The following is a 23,171-nucleotide window of genomic DNA, read 5'->3' on the forward strand; positions in this document are numbered from 1 at the left end:
CCCCCCACCGAGTTGTTAACTCATCGTGCGATTAATTTATTTTTCCATTGCAGCCCTACACCCCATATGTCCCCCAACAGAAATCTGCTTCAATAGCTGTTCACGATTGTAAACCTTCTTGCATAAATAATTGGCCACTTTAGCTAAAGTCTTCTTTCGCGTCTTTATTGGCTTTAATTTATTTCTTCTGTGGTAAGAATCTATTATTTGCTATAAATAAAATTCCAGTTTCCAATTTGGAAATCGGAAACTATAATGCTATAATTTCACTAAAATTGATTGGGGCTTTTCATGCTTAAAGGGCAAGACGTAGCTATTCTTATTAAATTGCTTTTAAAAAATAATTCTAAAGAAAAAATTGAGTTTAAAAGCATCGCTCATGAGCTTTTTATCAGCCAATCTGAAGTGACCAAAAGTATTAAAAGGCTAGAGGCTACGAAGCTTTTATCGCGTTATTCGGATGATAGCATTGAATTACACAGGCACGAGCTTTTGGAGTTTTTTGTCCATAGTGTGAAATATCATTTTCCGGCGGAAATTAATATAGCAACACGTGGCATGCCAGCGGCCTATAGCTCCCCTCATTTTAAAAAATTAATCTTGAGTGAGTATTTTTATGTATGGCCCTATATTAATGGTGATACAAAAGGCCTTGCCTTAACCCCTATATACAAAACATTACCCAATGCTTTGGATAGATGCCCTGATGAGAATTTTTATTCCATTATTAGTGCACTTGATCTGATCCGATTAGGCGGGAAACGAGAAAATATAATTGCAAAAGAGCTATTGGAACATTTTGTATGGAATCAATAAGAGTTAAACAAAACAATGAAGCCCTTTATAAGGCAGCAACCCCTTTTAAAAGCTAAATGAACAAGTTGTTTATGTCGGTGGCAGAATCGTTGGGCTATTAATCACTGATTTAATAAAAGATGATGTACGACCAACCTATGATATTGATGTCGCTCTGGACTTAGGCAGCTCAACGCAGTCTATTTCATTGCTACAAAGCTTGAGGCATTTACTGATAGAGCCTATAAGAATAATGATTAATTGGGATTGTAAGGATTTAGAAGATATTATCAATGTTATTAATGGCAGGCCTGAATTATTAGAAGAAATAATGAATTCACCAAAAGATGTTGTCCAATTTATTTCAGGATACTTTAAAAAGCTCATTGAAGACCCCAAATGGTTAGAGGCGATAAAAAGTAATCACTCGACTAAGACATCTTATAGATGAAGGGGTGGCCAGCGGTTAACCTCAAAATAGGATATGTGATTCCTAACAAAATGAAGAATAAATCCCGATTAATTCAAATCAAAATAAATCCGTAATTTATTAAAGCCTCTCTAATGTCTATAACAACAAAAAAATATATAAAATGAATTCATTATCAGAGACTTATTTATTAATTTAAGCGTTTATTTAAAAGTTTCCCGGTACAAAGGTCTTTGAAACCCAGAGAATTGTCTTAATAATGCCATAATATTATTAGATTATAATTGCTATATTATTATCATATTGAGGCTATTATGTCCAAATGGAAGATCTTTCAAATGCTGAATGCTGAGCCTAAAATGTCGGCAGGCAAAGCAATTGCCGCTCGTATTAGAGAAAACCTTTCGAATCATTTAACAACACAGAAAAAACAAGGGGAGGATAAAGAAAATCATCCCCAAGATCTTCTTAGTAATGCAACTTCAACCATAGGCAAGCTATCCCGAATATTTGAGCAAATGGATTGGCCTATACCTGAATATGAAGAAATATCAGCTGAAATTAAAAAAGTTGGCCTAAGAGCTTATACACAATCCTTGTTAAAGGATATCTTGCCTGTTCTCTTAGATGATACAGGCACCAAATTAAATGACGATGTAATCCGGGCGATTAATCTTGCGGGAAAAAATTTTAACCCTCCTGTAGCCAATTTATATGATGAATATCGCAAACGCAACTTTGAAGAAGAAATAGCGAACCAGTTTGCCCAAGGTATCATTGTGGCTTTTACCCAAAAAGTTCTTGATGCTGAAAAGGCAAAGTCTATAAAGCTCATGGATACGGAAATAAATAAACTAACAGAAAAGTTTGGCAATGATGTACAAAAGGTATCAAGTTCTAAAAAACCAGAGGTTCTTAATAAATTAGACCAATTAAGGGAAGACTATCATATGGCCCTTGAAGAGCAACGGAATGCTAATCGGGCCAGGCAAACAAGATTTCATGAACAGTTTAATACCCCAATGGACGAACTGGCAAAACGTACTTCTACACAAGGTATACAACCAACACTAGATATTGATGATATGGTGCAAGGAGCAGAGTTTATTCAGGCTTTTGATCGGCTGGTAGCCCAAGCCGCAGATAAAGAAATTACAATTCCTGGATTAACTAAGGCTCAAATAGATATAGAAGCGGCTCGATTTATGTTGGGGAATGATGAGCTTGATGTGAAATCCAAAGTAACCCTGATAAGTAAAAAATTAGAAAGTGCAGCTAATAAAATAATTGATGCAATGGATTCAAAACTACAAGTGGATATCCCAAGCCCTGTTGAAATCAGCGTGTGGCAAAAAATTCTTAATTTGTTTACTACAACAAAAGAAATGAAAATATATAATAAACAACAGGAGCTTTTAAATAAACTTGCTCAAGGTTATGAAATGCAGCATGAGAAGATAGCATTGCTTAAAGTGGAGCTTAAAGGGAATAGCATTCAGGTCAATGGCTTGCAGTCGAATAAAGCAAGGGCAAGATTTCTAGACCAATTAAATGCTGATAGTGAAGTTAAATATAGTTTGGACCCAGATGGTAATTTAAAAAAATTGGTTGCAGAAAAAAACGAAAATCTATCCGAAGAGGATATCCCTGAATTAAAAGAAAAATTAAATGCAATGAATAGTGCTCAAGGGAGCTTATATCGAATAATACAAATCGAGATAGAGGAACCTTCGAATACTAAAAATATGAACATGTAGCGAGTGTAGTAACTGTCTTGAATTCTATGTCAGGACAGTAGTTCTCCTTCTACCCAAATAGTTTCCTTATGATATGATTATGGGGATTGGTAAGGATCTAAGCTTTTTAAAGTATATTATAACATTTCATGGCTAATTTTCATCAACATGGCATGCATTTTCATTTAGGGTCCTCCCATAATGTTGCAGAATCTAGATAAGAAGGAATGTCACATGTCCAATGAAATTGTTGTTCTATTTTAGCTTTTAGTGCTTGTGCTGCTTCTATTTCACCATGTGTAATGAATAGTTTACGAGGAGCTTTTTTTAGATGGCCCAACCAATTAAGCATTTCAGCAGAATCTGCATGTGCAGATATATTTTCTATTTGTGCTATTTCAGCACGTATTGGAATCATTTTTCCAAACATCTTTATTTCTCTCTCGCCTCGAATCATCCTATCTCCCCGAGTTCCACCTACTTGAAAGCCACTAAATAAAATCGTATTTCTAGGGTTTGGTGCAAAATGACGAATGTGGTGAATAACGCGGCCACCGGTTGCCATTCCACTTGCTGAAATAATAATGACTGGGTATTTTGAGTGATCTAAAGCTATAGACTCATCGACTGAGTTAACATAATGAGCTACCGCGCACACCGCTTGGTTTTGTTCTTTAGTTAAGCGGTTTTGTTCCGCATAACGAGCAAAAATTTTTGTGGCATTGCTTGCCATTGGACTATCAACAAATACTGGAATATCAGGAATTTCTTTTTTAGATTTTAATTCATGAAGATAATAAAGTAAGGACTGGGTTCTTCCCACTGCAAAAGAAGGGATAATTACAGAGCCGCCACGCTTTACAGTACGATTAATAATTGCTTTTAACTGAATCAAGGGATCAGTATTGTCGTGAATGCGATTGCCATAAGTTGATTCAATAACCAAGAACTCAGAAGATGGAGGCTCTTTGGGTGCAAACATCAAAGGATCTGTTGACCTACCGAGATCACCCGAAAATAATATAGACGTATCAGCCTGCTCTAAACGAATGAAGGATGCACCTAAAATGTGGCCACCGTAATAGAATACCGCGTATAGATTTTTAGCAATTTGAATGCGATCTCCAAAAGAAATGGCCTGAAAATATTTTAATGAATCTTCCGCTTCTTTTTGCGTATAAAGTGGTAACGCAGGATGATGTTTAGAGTAGCCCTTCCGATTTGCATAACGTGCATCCTCTTCATGAAGATGACCACTGTCTGGCAATAAAATACTGCACAAATCTTTTGTGGCGGCTGTGCATAAGACTTTTCCCCGAAAACCATTTTTTACTAACAGAGGGATATAGCCACTATGATCAATATGAGCATGGGTCAATAACACATAATCAATTTTCTGAGGGTTAAAAGGTAAATTTGTCCAATTTCGTAACCTCAACTCTTTATAGCCTTGGAAAAGGCCACAATCTATCAAAATGTTAATTTGATTGGTTTGAATAAGGTATTTCGATCCTGTGACTGTTTGTACTGCGCCCAAAAATTGGATTCTCATATAGGCTCTAGTAAAAAGGTAATATATTGATTATAGATTAGTTTTTTGTTCTAATAAAATTACCAAGATTCATAAAGATATTTGGTTTGAGCAGTACAAAACACTGTATATGACCAGCAAAATAGCTTCCTCAAGTATATTTCTTACGCCCCTTCTAATAGTTTTATGGATTCAAGCTGGGTATAAAAAAAGGCAATTGGAAATTAAAATACGAGTGAAAAAGAAGAGCTTAATCAAAGCATTATTTCCTAAATGCCTATGCATAAATAATTATACTTGTTATGATAACTTTTGGTGAAAACGCATTGTCAGGCTGAAGTGCGTAGCAATTTTTATTTTATAGGAATGACATGTTAAGGAAAGCAAACCTCCTCGGTATAGCATCTTTATTACTAGCAAATCCCTGTTTTTCCGGGTTTTATGTTGGTGCGGGATTTGGTCCTGAAGGAGCTCATTTTACCCAAAAGGCTCATGTAGTTAGACCCGGTACTTTTAATGTTTACGATACACAGCACTTTTCCGGCATAGGTGTATTTGGAACTTTATTTGGAGGATATGGTTGGCGCCATCACCGGTATTATCTGGCTGGAGAAATCAATGGTAATCTCAGCTCAGTTGAATACAAACTGGTTAATGACGAACTCCTACATAGGAATTTTTCCAAAACCACATTTTCCATAAAAAGCAGTGAAGGCGTCAGTTTATTGCCTGGATTTTTTCTTTCGGACCTTTTTTTAGTCTATGGAAGAGTTGGTTATGCTAATGGTCGGGTCAAAATAAATGAATCCGATCCAACAATCCAGAGCTCCACATCAAATCGTAGCGGTATTCGCTATGGGGCGGGGGTTCGTTACAATATGTTCGAGCGATGGAGTTTGATGATGGATTACAGCCAAATCAATTATAGTAAGATAAAAAGTTTTGTATTTGAGCCTTTTGGGGGAGTGTCTAAGAGTACCAGAATTTATCCAAATACAGCTCAAGTTGCTTTTGGGATAATTTATAATTTTGATGTGCCTCAACCTGTCTTTGTTAAATAGTTAGGTGGAGGCTCAGCTGGGTCTCCTTTAATCTCTGGCATCTAGATAGAATAAGCTATCTAGATACAATTAAATAAGCGAAAGCCAGTTCTCACTAACACCAGCCGCCCTTCGCGACGCCATTATTTCCTTTGAATCCAAGGAAGTTCTGTTGCAATTGGGGTTAATAGCAAAGCCCACCTCTGCGGCCCAAGACCCAGGATAGACCCTATTAATTCTAATTTTCGAACATAAAAATGTGAACAAATGTAAATTAAAGATCACAAAAATCTAGCCCTAGACATATAAAACTAAAAATTAAAAAAGTTATTAATAATGTTGTAACTATAAATTTGATATTTAAAGGGGTTTTAGGTTTTCGAAAAAAGGAATAGGCACCTAGCAATCCACAAGAAACTCCAAGTAAAGCCCCGCCTAAGACATCTGAGAGCCAATGAACTTGAAGCGCTATCCGGGAATATGACTCAAGTATTATGAGAAAACCAGCAATAATTACTCCGAACCAAGGACGCTTCATTTGCGGCACAATGAGTGAGGTTAAAAGAGTAACATACGCTGAGCATAAAGTAACATGGCGACTGGGGAATGCATAACTGTGTAATGTGCTTGTTATTATTTCTGGTCTAGGAACGGCTATAACATTTTTAAAAATGTAAGCAAGAAGAGCTGCGATTGAAATGACCCCAATCAAATGCAGACCTATCCACTTTTGGTTCTTGATGTATAAGATGGCACCCGTGCTTATGAAAGAAGGTACAATAATGTATTTATCACCAAATAGCGAAATGAAATTACTAAGAATGTGAGTGGAATTGTTTTGTATTTTATTGCTTAATAAATATAGCTCATGATTAATTGATAAAAATGAGCTTTGAGAATAGACAGCAAACAAAAGTACCGTAAATAAAAAAAGACTTAAAATTCCGCCTATTAATAAATAAAAGCTATTGTTTCTTATTATTTCTTTCATCATTATTTAATCTTAATTTTTATAAAAAATATGAGACTACAACCAATTTAAAAGTTATGTAATCTCGCGCTTAAAATCTTCTCTTCGTGCATCCACCCTAAAACCATCGAATTGCGGCTTTACGTCCTTCCTCTAAAATCAATATAGAAGAAGAAATGCCAATGGCTATTAACCACTGAGTAAGAGTTAAATGGGACGTCCCGAAAATTGACTGTGCCGGTATCCAGTATACTGCCAGTACCTGAAGAATGATGACGGATGTGAGCGATAGCCATAACATGCGATTTTTGAAGAAACCTTTGTCAAAAGCCGAGTCATTCTCAGCACGGGCATTGAACACATTAAAAAACTGGAATAGCACAAATGTGGTAAATGCAAGTGTCAGTGCTGTTTGCTCATTGTAATTGTTTACTGCATAGTGCAGCACACCAAGTGTTCCCACCATCATTGTTAAACCGAACATAAGGATGCGTGACAAACGCAACCATGGCAATACGGGTTCCGAACGATTACGTGGCAAATCATTCATAATTCCTGGGCGTCCCGCATCTAAGGCCAGGGATACAGCAGGTGGGCCATCCATGATCAGTGCGACCCACAAGATCTGGATTGGATTAAAGGGTTCCGGTAATCCTAGTATGGGCGCGAAAAAAACTGTCAGAATTGCGCCCACAGTGGTGGAAAGTTGGAAGCGGATGAATTTAAGGATATTATCATAGAGTATTCTCCCCTGCTGTATCGCTCCAACGATTGTTGAGAAATTGTCGTCCATGAGCACCATAGTAGCAGCTTCTTTTGCAACGGCCGTCCCCACAACACCCATTGCCACACCAATATCTGCATTTTTTAAGGCAGGGGCATCATTCAGACCATCACCAGTCATCGCTACTATATGCCCCTTATTCTGCAGCACTTGCACGATCTTCACCTTATGAGCAGGCGACACTCGCGCAAATACGATAATACTGTCGATGACTTCGGCAAGCTGTCGATCATCCAACCGGTCGAGTTCTTTACCAGAGAGAGTCCCACCTTGAAGACCAAGTTCATGTGCGATAGCCATTCCCGTATCCCTATGATCACCCGTAATCATTTTGACCGCAATGCCAGCCGCTTTACAGTCCGCGATAGCTTGCTTTGCCTCGGGTCGTGGAGGGTCCTGCAATCCGATCAGACCTAAAAATGTGAGATCGTCAACCCAAATGGATAAGTTATCTGATACCACAAATTCTTTTGCATCCAAAGTACGAGACGCTATAAGCAGACATCGAAGACCACGGGAGGCCATGATGCTGTACTGATCTTCTATTTCCTTTTTATGCTCACTGTCCAACAAACCATTGTGCTCATCATCAATAATAAAACGGCTGCAACGAGCTAGAAGAACATCGGGGGCTCCTTTTAGGAAAATTCGAACATGTTCTCCAACACGGTGAAATGTAGCCATGAATTTATAGGCTGAATCAAAAGGTATCTCGGCCACGCGTGGGTATTCATTCAATAAGGATTCATGGTGAAATCCTGCTTTTTCCGTAAGTACTAGAAGAGCTGCTTCGGTCGGATCTCCAATGATTCGCCCATCCTCAACATGGCTATCATTGCAAGCGGCTAAGGGGACCAAAATTGGACGCATGTCTGGCAGCAATGAGCTCTCCGTCTCATGAAGCACTGAACCCGCAGTACTGTAGCCCTCGCCAGTAACTTTGAATCGCTGGCCAAGGTAGAACAATTCACGTACAGTCATTTGGTTAAGGGTCAGTGTTCCAGTCTTATCCGAGCAAATGACCGTTGTGCACCCTAAGATCTCAACACCTGCCAGACGCTTTACAATCACATTGTGTCGTGCCATCTGATACATACCCAAAGCCAGGGTTACCGTGACAACTACAGGCAAACCCTCTGGCATTGCGGCGACAGCCAGCGCGATAGCATCAATAATAGCATCAGTGAGGTTCTCGCCACGAAGTAGTTGAAATATAAAAAGAAGACTTATCAACATTAAAGCTATCGCACCCAAACGTTTGCCGAGCTGGTCTAACTGAACTTGTAGTGGGCTAAGAGTTTCTGGTGTCATAGCCAGCTGTTGCGATAACTTTCCCATCTCAGTTCGCACCCCAGTCTCCGTAACCAGAAGTTCTGCTCGTCCGCGAGTGACCATCGTATTCATATAGGCCATATTTAACCGGTCAGCTACTGAAAGATCTATTTCTAACATGGCTTCCACACATTTGCTAATGGGTTGTGACTCACCGGTCAAAGTTGACTCATCAACTTCAAAATTGGCTACAACGACCAATCTGCCATCAGCAGGAAGTCTGTCACCAGCTTCCACCAGTACTATATCACCAGGCACTACGGCTTCAGCATTAATCAAATGTTTCTTACCTCCACGCCGAACATGGGTTGTCAATGGAAGCATCTTTCGAAGCGCAGCTAAACTTTGTTCGGCCCGGTACTCTTGATAAAACCCGACGAAGGCGTTAATAACTACAATCCCCAGGATCACGCAGGCATCCTTGAAGTTCCCTATTAAAGTGGCGAGTACAGCAGCTCCGATTAGGATGAGAATCAAGGCGCTTTTAAACTGGGTCAGAAATAGCAGGACAGGTGATCGTGAAGATTTTATTGGGATTTGATTAATACCCACCGAAGCCAATCTTATTGCTGCTTCTTGCTCCCTAAGTCCTTTGGATAAATCAACATTCAGACGCTGCGCAACTTCACTGATTTGAAGGGTATGCCATGACTCGGTTTGACTCATGCCAGAATCTTTCGATGATTTCCCATTCAATTGCATAGCAAATCCCTTTTTAGCAAGTCAGAAGCAAATATAGTTCTGCGACTAATCATCTCATCACACTAATTAGCAAGCTCATATGAAAAACACTACAGAGGTGTTCCAAAATTTTAGACGACCTAATACTAATAGCACAACCTATTAATAAAGTTATTTTTGGAGTGAAGTTCCTCGCATTTCAACGGTAATATCTTTTGTTTTTGCGCTCTCTGAAAAATTATTAATCACTTCCTGCACATCGTTATCGATGTATTTTGAGCTGCTGCTGTCAATGATAAGAGTAGATTTAGGTGGAATTTTTCGAAATTGATGGATGATGCTACCTTTATTTAAAAAAGATACTTCCTCAGCTAGCTCCATGTGATACACCATTCCTTTTTCCATAACAATACTAGTGTCATGAGCGTTTAAATAATGGTGGCGTAAAATAATGAAAATAGCTACAGCAAAGCCCACACTAATACCAAAAAGTAAATCGTCTACTACAATACCAACTACAGTAACAATGAATGGTAGAAATTGCTCCCATCCCATTTGATACATTTGCTTAAATACAGAGGGGCTAGCTAGTTTATATCCAATCATAACTAAGATTGCCGCTAATGAAGCCAGTGGAATTTTATTTAAGATCATAGGAATAGTGAGTACGCAAACTAAAAGCAATAGACCATGCAAAATAGTGGATAACTTAGTTTTAGCGCCAAAGGTAATATTTGTAGAACTACGTATAATTACCTGAGTGATAGGTAATCCACCAATTAAGCTAGAAAGCATATTACCTATCCCTTGAGCTTTCAATTCTCGATCTGTTGGTGTAACTCTTTTATATGGGTCCAGCTTATCAGTGGCTTCAACACATAATAAAGTTTCTAAGCTTGAAACTAAAGCAATAATGGCCGCTACTTGATATACCTTCATATTACCCAGTTGTGAGAAATCAGGTAAAGTTATAGATTCAGCCAAATCTGTAATACTTTTAAACTCAGGAATTTGTACGAGCTCTGATGGCTCTAAATGAAAGGGAAGCCAACCTTTTTTATAAAGCAAAGACAGAGCAAGTCCACACAACACGACTACTAAAGGAGCTTGTAAAGTCTCGAATAGTTTGTATCCCCTATTAATTAAGTATTGCCATAGTATCATGATTAAAAGTGAGATCATGCTAATGATGACAACTCCTGAGTTAATATTCTCAATCGCTTTATTAATATAAAAAAATTCGAGTCGACCATTAGTTAAATCTGTTAAAATAGGAGAGATATCATATCCAATTAAATGGGGAATCTGCTTTAATATTATGATAATCCCAATCCCGCTCAACATGCCCTTTATTACCGATGAAGGAAAATAATAAGCAATTATTCCCCCACGTAGAAATCCGGATACAATTTGAAAAATTCCTGCGATAAATCCGGCCAATAAAAATGTGTTCCACGAACCTAAGGATTGTTGCGCAGCGAGAACTATTGCCACAAGGCCGGCAGCAGGACCACTAACACCAAGGGCTGAACCGCTAAGAAACCCCACAACAGTACCACCTATTATTCCAGCAATAATACCAGAAAATAAAGGTGCTTCTGATGCCAGAGCAATACCAAGACACAAAGGCAAAGCGACTAAAAATACAACTATTGAAGCTTGAAAGTCATATTTAAAATTGGAAAAAAATCCTTTTTTCATTTCTAAATCCTTAAAATAATTCCACGTTCATGTTTGAATTGAAACGAGCTTTAATTTCTTGTCTTTATTTCTTTAGAAAAATATGTATAAAACATTATAGTACACTACGAAATAATTATATTGGGCTGTTGACCATCATATTTATGATGCGAATTAAAACCATTTTTTAATCTGAATCCAATCTAATTGAATGATTTCAGGATAAGCCGATTAATATTGTGCTAAAGAGTCTAACTATTTTTAGCTCACTGAGCATCAAAGTTGAACTACGTATTGCGCTTATTTTCAGCATTAAATCGACAGGAGGACAAGGAACCCATCTCATTTTTCTGAGTCTTATTGACTAAATTTTTTCTTGATTCCCTGGAAAGACAACTTACTGTTAAGATTCATGCATTTATTAAGGTTTTTTTAATTGAGGCTTCATTTGAAAAGAAATTTGCCCCCCTCTTTCAAGAATAGCAGTATTTACTAATCGAAGATTACTTAGACCAGATTGCAATCTTAATGACTGCATTATATCGTTTCGTGTAATTCGTGTACATTCAAGGTTCCTTTTAATAAATTTCCCATTTTTTATGAGTATAATTTTTTCTCCTTTAATATATTTTCCTATCCGATGACTTTTATACGTTAAAAAAGCCAATAATCGATACATAGTAATAATAAGTGTACACACTATTATAGAAGGCAATAGAGGAATATTATTTACAATAGCTTCACCCAGAATGGCACCTAAGATTATATAAATAATAAAATCAAGGGCGCTATGATTTCCATAAAGTCGAGACAAGTTCATTCTGAAAATAACAATTGCATACAAGGTAATTACTATCCCTCGTAGATAGAGACCATAATCCAAGACCTTATCTATTCCTAAAAAATTACTCATCATCGCTCAATTTTCGTTCGATACTCATTATCATTTGATAATCCTTTTGATAATCCTTTTGATATATCCTTTTCAGTGCCAATTTTAGTAGTTAAAAATAAAGAGGTTATTTTCTTAAATAATACAGCAAAAGGCATATATAATATATATATAAATTATAAGGCTATAATGATAACTATTTGATCGTTAAATGGATTATATTTCATAAAAAGGATTTTTATATGGCTAAGAAAGCCGAAAAACCAATTGTTATCATAACAGGTTCCAGTGGAAAAATAGGGACTGCTCTTGCTCGTGCTTTACAGAACTCCTACAAAATCGTGGGTTTCGACCAAAATAAAAATGCGTGTGAGATTCCATGTGACCTTTCATCGGATATATCTTTATCATTATCTTTTCGCCTATTTAAAAAGAAATACGGAAGTAAAATTGCTGCAGTGATTCATCTTGCTGCCTATTTTGATTTTACAGGGGAAGAGTCATCTTTGTATCAATCTGTAAATGTAAATGGTACAAAAAATTTACTTTTGGCATTACAAGATTTTGAGGTAGAACGGTTTATATACGCCAGTACAATGCTCGTCCATGAACCTTGTATATTAGGAGAAACTATTAATGAAAATACTCCCCTCTTGCCGAAATGGGCGTATCCGAAATCTAAATTAGAGGCAGAAAAAGTAATTAAACAATGTCATGGAAAAATACCCTATCTGATTTTACGTTTGGCAGGTTTATATGATGACATGACATGCGTTCCAACACTCGCTAACCAAATAGCTCGAACCTATGAACGAGAGATTAAAAGTCATTTATATGCAGGTGATTTGAATGTGGGTCAGGCATTTATTCATCAAAAAGACATGATAAACCTTTTTAAACAGGCTCTTTTATATCGTAATCAATTATCGAAACAAGAAGTCATTCTTGCTGGTGAACCTAAAACAATCAGCTATGGAAGATTGCAAAATCGTATAACTCAACTGATTCATGGAGAAGAATCTTCGCTTTATAAAGTTCCTTCGCCTGTCGCTAAAGCAGGAGCCTGGTTAGAGCACCAGGCAGAACCCTTAATACCTGATGATTTTGATCAGGGCGAAAAACCATTCATTCGTTCATTTATGATAGATCTTGCGGCAGACCATTATGCTTTAGATATTAATAAAGCTAAAAAACATCTTCATTGGGAACCAAAACACTCCATCGAAAAGACTCTTCCCAAAATTATCGATTCTTTAAAGGCAAATCCGGAAAGTTGGTATAAAAAGAATAGATTAATCCAACCAGACTGGATGGTTGCAGTAAAGCATAACCCTGAAAAAACACGCTCCCTTTATGAATCGAACTTCCGTAAACAATACCAACAAAACTTATGGGGACATTTTTTAAATATTGGTTTTGGAATCTGGTTGATAACCTCGCCAGCCTCTCTAGGATATACCTCTTATCCTCTCGTCTTAAGTGATATAATTAGTGGAAGTATACTTCTTTTATTTGCCTCATTAAGCTTATCATGGCGTTTATCATCAGCTCGATGGGTTTGCGCTTCCATTGGTTTGTGGTTAATATTTGCACCTTTGATTTTTTGGGCACCTACTGCTGCTGCCTATTTAAATGATACTCTTATAGGCACCCTTATTGTGGGTTTTTCTATAATTGTTCGTCCTGACCTAGGAGTAGCACCTAATGCTGCTATTGAAGGACCGATCATTCCTCCTGGATGGGATTTTTCACCTTCAAGTTGGTTCCAGAGGTTGCCGATTATTATATTAGCTTATATTGGTTTTTTTATTTCACGATATATGGCTGCTTACCAACTCGGTCATATTGAGCATGTATGGGAACCATTTTTTGTTGGATATTTACCTGATGCAAAAAATGGAACCGAAGAAATTATTACGTCTTCTATATCTAAAGCCTTTCCAGTTCCCGATGCGGGTCTTGGGGCAGCGGTTTATATTTTAGAAATTTTAACAGGCATTATTGGTGGCTCAAATCGGTGGCGTACCATGCCGTGGTTAGTACTTTTGTTTGGTATTATGATTGTGCCATTAGGAATAGTCTCGATTACCTTTATAGTCATTCAACCTATCCTTTTAAATACTTGGTGTACTTTATGCTTAATCGCTGCCGTTGCTATGCTCATCCAAGTACCCTATTCCTTTGACGAATTAATTGCTACAAGTAGTTTCCTTTGGCGAAGATGGAAAGCTGGGAGGCCAGTATTAAAAATTTTATTTGTGGGTGATAGTGAAGAGGAGAGAATTCATTCTAAAAAAGAAGTAGATAATTTTGAGCAATCGCCAAAAATAATTCTACAGGAAATGTTGAGTGGTGGCATCACTTTACCATGGAATTTAATAGGGTGCATACTTATTGGTATTTGGTTAATGTTTACACGTATTACTTTAGACACAACGGGTTCCATGGCTAATAGTGATCATATCATTGGCTGTCTGATTATAACGATAAGCATTACAGCATTAGCTGAAATGGTTCGTATTGTGCGCTTTCTTAATTTATTTTTAGCCCTAGGCTTATTTATTACACCATTTATTTTTAATTCATCAGTTTTAGGAATTTTTGCAAGTATTGTTAGTGGAACTCTTTTATTCTTTTTATCCATCCCCAGAGGAAAAGTTCGCTCTTCATACGGAGCCTGGAATAAGATTATTATTTAATCCACTCTTTTGAGTAAATGATTTTTACTCTAATATTTATTTGGTCTTGGATTTTGACTTTGTTTTTTGTTTCGAACCTTTATGCTTATTTACTTTATCACATACCTCCCCTATATGTGGGTTATTCGGTGTTATTTCGCAAATATTTTCGATATCGATGATCTCGGGATGCTCTTTCTCGTGTTTTTTCATACATTACCCCTTAACTAAATAATTTATCCTATAGTAAAAATTTTAGCACTTAATTCACGTTTAGGGTAAAAGCTAACAACTGTGGCTGATCTAAAACTAGGCCAATGTAAAATTAATACTTTCTAAGTGTTAAATATTTATACCTGCGAGATTTATTAGATATGTACCCTGAAGCCCCCCTTTCACAGCCTTTAGGAGTTGGATTGGTCAGTCATTTTGACGGGAATGAAAAAATTTCCAGGATTTCTTATCGCTGCCTCTAATTTCAAAATTGTTTATTAGTGGACTAAATGCTAATCATGAATAAAAATTCATGACCCACGTTAAAAGCCGCTCACTGAATGGGATTAAGTCTTGAGGTAGAATTCTGCATTCCACCTCAAGGAGTTAGCTGTATTTAATTATCATTAGCGAAAAATGTTGGGTTATCCTGAGATGACACTTCATAGGAGGTACAACCTTTGAGTAATGAGTCAACCTTTCTCTTGAAAAATCCCACCTTGCTAACAAAATGTTGATAACTCTGACTAATATCTTCCATGTATTCCACCATACGAATAGTATTTGCCACCTGGGATTTGAATTTTTGATGGATGGCTTCACTGGCATTAACCTGTTTTAACACATCGATTAGTTCTTCAGTCGATAATTCTTTTTGGAAATCTCGTAATGCCAAAAGTCCTTTACGTACTCGCATTAAATAGCTGGTCGGCTCACCCGCTTTAATCGCTTTTTGTATTTGCTTTGTTAACAGCAGGTCGAAGCTGGTATGAAACAGTTTGTTTTTTATAGCCGCTTTGGGAATATCGGACAGGACATTGGCAAACTGCTCTAACTCCACCGCACTGGGCGGTTGTAAGGACATTTCACCAAAATCATATAATCCCAGCTGATGGTTCTGATGACGCAATTGATTACCATGGCGATCAGAATCAAAACACCCCCCCTGAAGAATATTAATGAGCTCCACCGTGATGATTGCTTTAGCAATGGCGCGACGAATTTCATTGTCTTCCGGGGTTTGATTAGGAAGCTCATTAAATTCCGTTCCATAAATACGTTCAATGAATCGATAGCCTTCCCCACTTTTAATCAAATGAGCGGGATTCATAGTAAAAGTATGGGTTTTTTCATCTACTTTAACTGTAATGGAACGAGCGTATAAATTGGCTGCAATCTGGTTTTGCTGCTCACTTAACTTCCTGTTCATTTCAATTTTCGAAAGTTCTTTGGCTTCACTGATAATCGATAAAACACTCTCGCGAATGGGATTCATATCAACGTGGGAGCAAGCTTCAATGGTCTTTTGCAAATGCATGAAACCCTCTTGCGCATTTTTTGCTGCATTTTCACGCAACATCAATAGCACTACATCTTGTCCATCTTCTAACTCTGCTTCTAGAGCTAGGTTATAAGAAGCCGAGCCTAAAAGAGCTCCGACACGTTTAATCATTTTGCGATCCTCACGAGAAACTACTTCGCGCAAGAGTCGCCATAATTGCCAACGATGAGGTGGGTTCGCTCTTCCCTTCAGGTGATCCAGATCCCGACGAATATGTTCCGGCGTATTCGGATGACTATGAACTGCCTGAGCCAGTTTGACATAGGCAGGACCCATGTGTTCACATAACATGGCTAATTTTTTACCCGCACTAGGTGATTGCCCCATTTCATTCGACTGATTGGTGGCTACTAACATCCCAGCTAACAAATGGCTGCGTATGTATTTATCCGCAGTGTCCAGATAAGCTTTTAGCAAAGCACAGGCAAAATTCTCCTCTTTATCTATTTCGGCATGCGGAAATAATTTTTGAACAACATAGGAAAAGGCTTCTTCGTAGGCATCTTCCATCTCATCAGCGGTTTTTACCTTATTGGCAGGAATAAGCAAGTGATCCACAATAACTGCTCGCTCCTCCAGGCTTACATCCCAAAACTGTGCATAGAAAGTTCTTAACATTAAGGCGACAGTTCCTGGCTTTTCCTTTTCCATTTCCGCCAGATCATCACCATAGCCTAATAGTTTTGCCAGGTTGTTTATTTTGTTATGTCTGAGCAAATAGCTGGAAAACTTCTCTGTTGTTTGATAACTGATAGGAGAGGAAATAAAATCCAAAAATTCCTTTACGTCGTTCTTATCTTCACTAAGTTTCCGAGATGCTGCGGCAAGATTACTAATAGAAAAATCGATTTTCGACTCTTGATGTGTCGGTAAATATTTATCAGGCTCTAACAAAATACCTAAATGTTCCGTCACTTCCCACTGAGACTCGATAGCATTGGCCAATCGGGAAAGCAATAAAATGACATCTCGATTGGAACTGTTTTTATAGAGACGATCAATCACTGCAATTATCTTTTCTCTATAATCCTGGGATTGGTCATCACGTCCATATTTATTTGTTAGATCTTTGACTAGCAGTTCAATGGCTTCATTGCGCATAGAAATATAGCTAATCGGGAGACTTATTGAATTCTCTACAAAGAGAAGCTCTTCCAATGCCTGAATACGCTCATCGAGATCTGAAATCCCTTTTATCCGTTCGATAACCAGGTGAGCAAAATGCTCTTGCACTTCGGTAGAAGGAAATATCAGTTGTGAATCAAACAAGCGATAGAGAAGAATTAAATCATTAGGAGTTAAATGATTTGTTCCATTAACATCTTGAGGTAAAGTCCATTGGAATGATTTAAATAACTCCATACGCTCAACAGGATTGCGTACATATTGAATGGAAAGTTTTACTAAGGTTATAGCCTCTTTAGTTAATACCTCATAATTTCCATATTGTTTGATATGTTCCTTAAAAAAATTGATTTCCAAATTGTGGAACCGCATCCATTCTTGATCTTTAGTTAAAATGAGTAACTGCTCTAAACAATCCAAACTAAGTGATTCAAAAGGTAAGCGAAAAATATGAATAAACGCCTGTGGGGGAATTTCAAACAAATACATGGAAATGGTATTAAGTAATTTAAGTTGCTCTTCTGTGGTAAATAAATCAAATTTTTTGTCTTTAAACTGTTGATGAATAAAGAAATTAACATAGGGAGTATTAGCATGTAAAACCGATTTAAGTTCGTTAGAAACCGCCTGCAAGTGCTGCAAATCCCGATTATCCGCTCGTCCCAGGAAAAAGCTTTTAACGACGGCCTTTTCGTCTGGCGTACCATTTATAGCGATATTGGCAAATTCAGAAAGCAAAAATTGAACGGCCAGGTTGTCAATATTACGGTTTTCATATTCGGAGGGTTTGATTAACACAGGCCAATTCAAATCATAATACTGCTTAAATTTATTTTCAAAAGAGTCCTCAATAAAAAACATATCGAAGTTGATATTAAACTTTTGAATCATATTTTCAGATAGAAATCTTAATATGGCTTCATAATAATCACTACTACCATAGGCGGAAAATTGATGAGGCAATTTAGTGATTGGGTGGTATTCGCGATGATTTAGGATGAAAGACAATAGTTTTTTTTCAGGAAATAAAAGCCATAAGTTTTGATCGGTAGTCACCCCCAAACGCCACAATGTCTCAGCAATGGTAAAACTTTCATCTTTTTGTGCCCATTCAAGATGACTCGACCAAGGCACCTCCGTACTATTATCCTGCGGTTTGAAGGTGTTCCAATTGATGTGCTCGCCGATAATTGAACCGAAAAATCTTTCGTTTCCTGCAGGCATACGCCCATGCAATGTCTCAAATTGATAGGTATGAGCTCTTGCTCGACCATGCGAGAGATTAAAATGACCGATGTATTTATCTTGTAACTGTTTTAATGTCTGTGCCGTCTCTTTCGCTTCCTCAAAACTCTTTGCTTTCACAAACACGTCAATTAGATTATTTATGATCTTAAAAAGTCCCAGTGGAGGTACCCTAACTTTATCATCTAAATAATTTTGACTCGTGAAATGTTGATGAACAAGAGCTAAATAAATACGCTCAAAGGCTGGAACTCGCAACTCAAAAGCTCGCGCAATCAAATCTTCCGTTGCTTTTTCCACTTCCGGATCCTGCAAATTAATATCCATTGCATACAATAATTGACAGAAATCCCTAACCTTAATTCCCATACTAAAGGTTACTTCATACGGGAGTAATTCAATTGCAAGTTCTGGTAGTTTGGATTCTAAAAATTTGAGTTTTGCTACAGTATTGTCACATGCATCACATTCTTTTTTAAAAAAAATTTCCCGGTTAATCGGAGCAACCTCTTCTAAAATGGGAATTGGTAAAAACGTATTTTGTTTCTCATCACGTTCATTTTCTTTAATAGCTAACCAGGTTAACAAATTTTTTATTCGTTGATGATAATCCGCCAATGCACCATTTAGATAATTACGAATCAAATAAGGTTGATTCACATGGCTCACGTCCCATTGATGTTGCTCTTGAAAGATGATGCTTTTTCTTAAGTAACGAATACCTGCGGCTGTATTGTGGCACTGTTCAATGGTCAATTTATCAAGTTTAAATTGCTCATTGGCTGAAATTTCATGATAAATTCCAACACCCTCATGTTTCATGTAAAGTAACTCATTAGCTAAAGCGAATTCTAATTCTTCAACCGTATAAACACCCTCTTGCATTTGCTTAAGAAAATCGCTGTGAATGGTAATTGCGGGTTTAGAGAACCCTGCCAGGGAATTGACCAATTTATTGCCTGTTGATGTTATAAAAATTTCAATGGGTTCCTTGAAGTTATCAGGCCGTACTTGATCAACAATTTTATATAGAAACGCCTTGGTTTTTTCCAGTCCTGCTTCATCTAACGAATGTAACTGATGTTCTTCCATCAGCAGCAGTCTACGTTTTTCTAAGTCCTCATTTCCTGTCATCCGATAGAATTTGTTCGCATCTCGAATCCCACTACGTAGATCATAATCAGCATCCGTAAAACAAAGGGATTCCCAGGTTGCCCCTTTTGGGTAAGAAATATAAAAATAGGGTAAGGAGTTGTAATCTTCAGTCAAACAAGCTATCCCATTCCATGGATCTAAAAGAATACCATCCCATTTGCTGATGTCATTGAGAGGACTATCAGGATTACGGTCAATGACCAAAAACGTGTGGCCATCTGCTGGATTACCCTCATTATCAAAATAACCAATATTAACTTTCTCTACGCGAGTATCACTATCAATTAGATATTCATCATATAGTCTTTTTAAAGCAATGGAGGTATGTTCATCACAGAAACCGGTATTGATTTCAGGCTTATCAAAATATTCAGCGGTTGCAAATACATTCGATTTCCGAATTGTTTCTGTAACTTTTCTATCCCCTCCCCATTGAAAAAGCAGAGCATTTTCTCGTCTAAACTCTTTTTGTAAAGCATCTCGATGCTCCACTAATTCAAGGCTTTTTTTAAAACGATAAGCTAATGCTTCATCAGCAATCGTTAATTCCTCTCCCTGCTCTAAAATGTGAATGAAATGATCGACATGTTCTTCAAGGTAGTCTTCCATTTCATTGACATTAATATCGCTACGTTCTTTTCCCAACAGTTTTTGTGATCTTGCTATTTTCTCGCACAAAATCGAAGATTGCTTAAGAATCATTTGCTTGAAGCATTGCTTTTGATTTTCGTTTAGATTGCTGGGCGATTGTACCTTCTCATCCAGACAAAATTCCTTGAAGCACTCATTGATGAAATCAAAAATATAGTATTCGGTTTGCTTTTGCTTTACGTAAATTTCAAACGCTTCATACTTCGCATCATGTTCTTCAAGATATTCCATTTCGTATATGCATGATTCCAATTGCTCGGCTTCTGGGGTATTTGTCCTTCGGGCCTGCTCATAGGCTTGTAGTTTGGTGCGTTCAATCTGTTCAAACTCTGCATATCGATTCGCTGCCAAAGGAATTTGTTGATTAATTGAATCTTTAATCTCAATACATTTCTTTAATAATTTATTTCTCTGTTCTTTATCTTTCATATGAATCCCGCTAATAGTCAGTTTAATTTGTTAAAAGTTTGGTTAATTTGTAACAAACAAGAACTATTAATCAAATATTAAAAAGATATTAAGACCCATATAGAGGTATCGTTCGCCTTTTACACTACGTTGCATTTTCATTTTATCAACCTAACTTACTGTATGTTTGAATCTTATTGCTACGATTTGGATACAGTGGTTATTTTTATCTTCCACATGAGAGAGAACGTACACGCTATATGAAAATTTGACTTTGCAGATACAGAGACCCCTTTAAAGCTCATTAGCTATGCGGTCTTAGGTATGTACGTGACTCCCAACAGATTCCAGTTGAGACTGAGCTAATCTCAGACTAGAGAAAAGACTTGAACGTTTGGGGATCGGGAGGAGTGGTAGCAATTCTAACGATGTCAATAACATCAGAAGGTGGAAATTGAAATAAGTATCTTCCGAGAGAAGAAAGAGTAATGCTGTAATCAATGTTCAGCTCATACATTTTCCTATTTTGAGCTTCACCTTGTAGCTTCTTACTAATAACTAGCTCAGGAACGATACTTATTCCTAAGTTGTTAGAAGCTGTATTTAAAGCTTGGGAGGGTAAAATAGTCATGTAAAAAACATTATTTGCGAACATATTGGTGAATTATTACACAGAGAGAATAATTTAACAATATGAAAAAGAGTTTTTTTAAATTTTTAAAACCAGGCGGGAGGCTTTAGGCTCGTTTGATAAAGTTTTATTGAACTCTAGCCAAACTGTTTACCACCAGTTAATTCAGAAGTTATTCCTCACTTATATCACCTTAACAAACAATTGTCCTTTTGCAGGTGCAATATTTGCTCCGTTTCAACAATTTTGTGTCTATAATGACTTTGATAGCTGTGGAATTCGTATTCGGAAGATGCATTTAATTTCTTATACTTGTATTAGAAAAAAACCATTGCCGAGAGGTAAATATCGTGATGCCTTTTAAACGAATTAACTTAAATTTAATATTGCATTTAGATGCATTATTAAGTGAAAAAAGCGTGAGCGCGGCTGCTTCTAAAGTGTGCATAAGTCAACCTGCAATGAGCTCTTCTTTAAAGCAACTCAGAGAATTCTTTAAAGATCCACTATTAATTCCTGGTAAAGGTGAATACTTTCTTTCCCCCAAAGCGAAAGAATTACAACACCAATTAGAACAGGTAATGTCTGGTTTAAAAAATATCTTATTACCTAGTGAAAAATTTGACCCTCTTCAATCCAAGAGATCATTTAAAATTGCTTTACCTGATTATGTTGAATTAATTTTGTTACCTTCTTTGATTTCAGCGCTAGAAAATCTGCCTCACATCGTCATTGAAACCACGATCGAGTCCATGGCAGATGATCCTCTTCTATTCATCGATGAAGGGGTGGATATAGCTATTGGTGCGATCGATCAAAATGCTCTATCATCGCAACTTACGATTGAAAAATTATATGAAGAAGAAATTATTTGTTTTGCGAGTACAAATAATCCACTTATTAATAAGCCCTTATCTTTAAAAAGTTATCTGACCAGTAAACATATTGCATTTAGTTTTAATCAGGAAAGATACAGCCATTCAGCGGAATATTTACTCAAAAGAAAATTGAGCCGCAATGATAAACTCTTTGTAAAAAACATTTTGCCTGCTATTTTTGCCGTTGCAAATTCGGATACCGTTATATCCACAGCGCCAAGTTTTTTAATTAATATTTTTTCAAAGCAATTCGGTTTGAGTATACAACCTTTGCCGTTCAACCTTGAACCCACCCCAATTTACCTTGTGATCCATAGTAAGAGTCAATATGATGAGGGAGTGCATTGGTTATCCCGATTAATAAGTTCGAGCATTAATGATCTGAAAACATGGTGAAGTTTAATCGCATCCCCATCACTGCGATCTAATAGAGGTTTGAATAGTCCTGTTCTCTCCCCCAGCTCCCATGGAAAAGTAGTAATCTGGTTTATTGGTCAAAAAAATGTTATTATTGATTGGTATTATGTTGATCATATCTTCTATTATCTTCTTATTGCCTATCTAGGGAAATTTCTTTTTTATTCGTAATTTCTTTACTTTTTCTCATAGTCATTAAGAGCTATTAGCTACTTATAAAGGAAATCTATGAGCTGCCAAACATGTCATTATTGTTTAGAAATTAAAAATAATTTTTCTTTAATGGGTAAATCTCGCGCTAAGAACGGGAGGTTACTTTGTTATCATCTATGCCCTTCATGCACGCAAAAATTAATTGGAATTAATAGCTTCTCTGATAGAGAGGGTCGGCAATTTTTTATAAATACAGTAAAAGAAAACGCTCAAAAAAATCCCATATATGTTGATGAATAATTTCTTTATCTACTTTTCATGGGATTGATGTTTTTCTTTATCTACCTATCTTTATATGGAAGTGCAGAGACGTCCAAAATTAGAGAAAAACAAGAAGATAAATG

The 23,171-nt window shown here is 36.9% G+C and carries 13 protein-coding genes; 5 read left to right on the forward strand and 8 right to left on the reverse strand.

Features of this window, described 5'->3' with window-relative positions; all coding sequences use genetic code 11:
- Window positions 1-291: 291 nt before the first annotated feature.
- A complete protein-coding gene (locus tag HBNCFIEN_RS10920) occupies window positions 292-816 on the forward strand; it encodes a LysR family transcriptional regulator (RefSeq protein WP_182391113.1) in 525 nt (174 codons plus the stop codon).
- 723 nt (window positions 817-1,539) lie between these two features.
- Entirely contained in the window at window positions 1,540-2,982 is a 1,443-nt protein-coding gene (locus tag HBNCFIEN_RS10925) for a hypothetical protein (protein ID WP_182391114.1), read from the forward strand.
- A 160-nt stretch (window positions 2,983-3,142) separates the two neighbouring features.
- On the opposite strand, the gene HBNCFIEN_RS10930 is transcribed toward HBNCFIEN_RS10925, so the two are convergent.
- Window positions 3,143-4,513, reverse strand: a complete 1,371-nt coding sequence (locus tag HBNCFIEN_RS10930; RefSeq protein WP_182391115.1) for an MBL fold metallo-hydrolase RNA specificity domain-containing protein — start codon at window positions 4,511-4,513, stop codon at window positions 3,143-3,145.
- Between the two features lie 350 nt (window positions 4,514-4,863).
- Between HBNCFIEN_RS10930 and HBNCFIEN_RS10935 the strand changes: the two genes are divergently transcribed.
- On the forward strand, window positions 4,864-5,553 hold the full coding sequence (locus HBNCFIEN_RS10935) for an outer membrane protein (RefSeq protein WP_182391116.1): 690 nt from the start codon (window positions 4,864-4,866) through the stop codon (window positions 5,551-5,553).
- Window positions 5,554-5,806: 253 nt separating this feature from the next.
- Here the strand turns inward: HBNCFIEN_RS10935 and HBNCFIEN_RS10940 are convergent, their stop codons facing one another.
- From HBNCFIEN_RS10940 to HBNCFIEN_RS10955, 4 genes are all read right to left on the reverse strand, one after another.
- Window positions 5,807-6,526, reverse strand: coding sequence for a phosphatase PAP2 family protein (locus HBNCFIEN_RS10940; RefSeq protein ID WP_182391117.1), 720 nt, complete (start codon window positions 6,524-6,526; stop codon window positions 5,807-5,809).
- A gap of 94 nt (window positions 6,527-6,620) precedes the next feature.
- Window positions 6,621-9,320: a calcium-translocating P-type ATPase, PMCA-type gene (locus HBNCFIEN_RS10945; RefSeq protein ID WP_182391118.1), complete on the reverse strand. Its 2,700-nt coding sequence runs from the start codon at window positions 9,318-9,320 to the stop codon at window positions 6,621-6,623.
- Window positions 9,321-9,470: 150 nt separating this feature from the next.
- A complete protein-coding gene (locus HBNCFIEN_RS10950) occupies window positions 9,471-11,000 on the reverse strand; it encodes a SulP family inorganic anion transporter (protein WP_182391119.1) in 1,530 nt (509 codons plus the stop codon).
- Window positions 11,001-11,400: 400 nt separating this feature from the next.
- Window positions 11,401-11,895: a DUF421 domain-containing protein gene (locus HBNCFIEN_RS10955; RefSeq protein WP_255464195.1), complete on the reverse strand. Its 495-nt coding sequence runs from the start codon at window positions 11,893-11,895 to the stop codon at window positions 11,401-11,403.
- Between the two features lie 218 nt (window positions 11,896-12,113).
- On the opposite strand from HBNCFIEN_RS10955, the gene HBNCFIEN_RS10960 reads away from it, so the two are divergent.
- Entirely contained in the window at window positions 12,114-14,570 is a 2,457-nt protein-coding gene (locus HBNCFIEN_RS10960; protein WP_182391120.1) for a vitamin K epoxide reductase family protein, read from the forward strand.
- 36 nt (window positions 14,571-14,606) lie between these two features.
- Here the strand turns inward: HBNCFIEN_RS10960 and HBNCFIEN_RS10965 are convergent, their stop codons facing one another.
- The 3 genes from HBNCFIEN_RS10965 to HBNCFIEN_RS10975 all read right to left on the reverse strand — a co-directional run bounded on the left by HBNCFIEN_RS10965 (window position 14,607) and on the right by HBNCFIEN_RS10975 (window position 21,319).
- The gene (locus HBNCFIEN_RS10965) at window positions 14,607-14,762 is read right to left on the reverse strand and encodes a hypothetical protein (RefSeq protein ID WP_182391121.1); all 156 of its coding nucleotides are present in this window, start codon (window positions 14,760-14,762) and stop codon (window positions 14,607-14,609) included.
- Window positions 14,763-15,159: 397 nt separating this feature from the next.
- Complete coding sequence (locus HBNCFIEN_RS10970; RefSeq protein WP_182391122.1) at window positions 15,160-20,709, reverse strand: ABC transporter; 5,550 nt, start codon at window positions 20,707-20,709, stop codon at window positions 15,160-15,162.
- A 352-nt stretch (window positions 20,710-21,061) separates the two neighbouring features.
- Window positions 21,062-21,319 (reverse strand): hypothetical protein, encoded by a 258-nt coding sequence (locus tag HBNCFIEN_RS10975; RefSeq protein ID WP_182391123.1) that lies wholly within the window; start codon window positions 21,317-21,319, stop codon window positions 21,062-21,064.
- Window positions 21,320-21,666: 347 nt separating this feature from the next.
- Between HBNCFIEN_RS10975 and lelA the strand changes: the two genes are divergently transcribed.
- Complete coding sequence (lelA, locus tag HBNCFIEN_RS10980) at window positions 21,667-22,593, forward strand: LysR family transcriptional regulator LelA (RefSeq protein ID WP_182393685.1); 927 nt, start codon at window positions 21,667-21,669, stop codon at window positions 22,591-22,593.
- Window positions 22,594-23,171: the final 578 nt, after the last annotated feature.

The sequence above is a fragment of the Legionella sp. PC997 genome (genome assembly GCF_014109825.1).
In the GTDB taxonomy this organism is placed as follows: Bacteria; Pseudomonadota; Gammaproteobacteria; order Legionellales; family Legionellaceae; genus Legionella.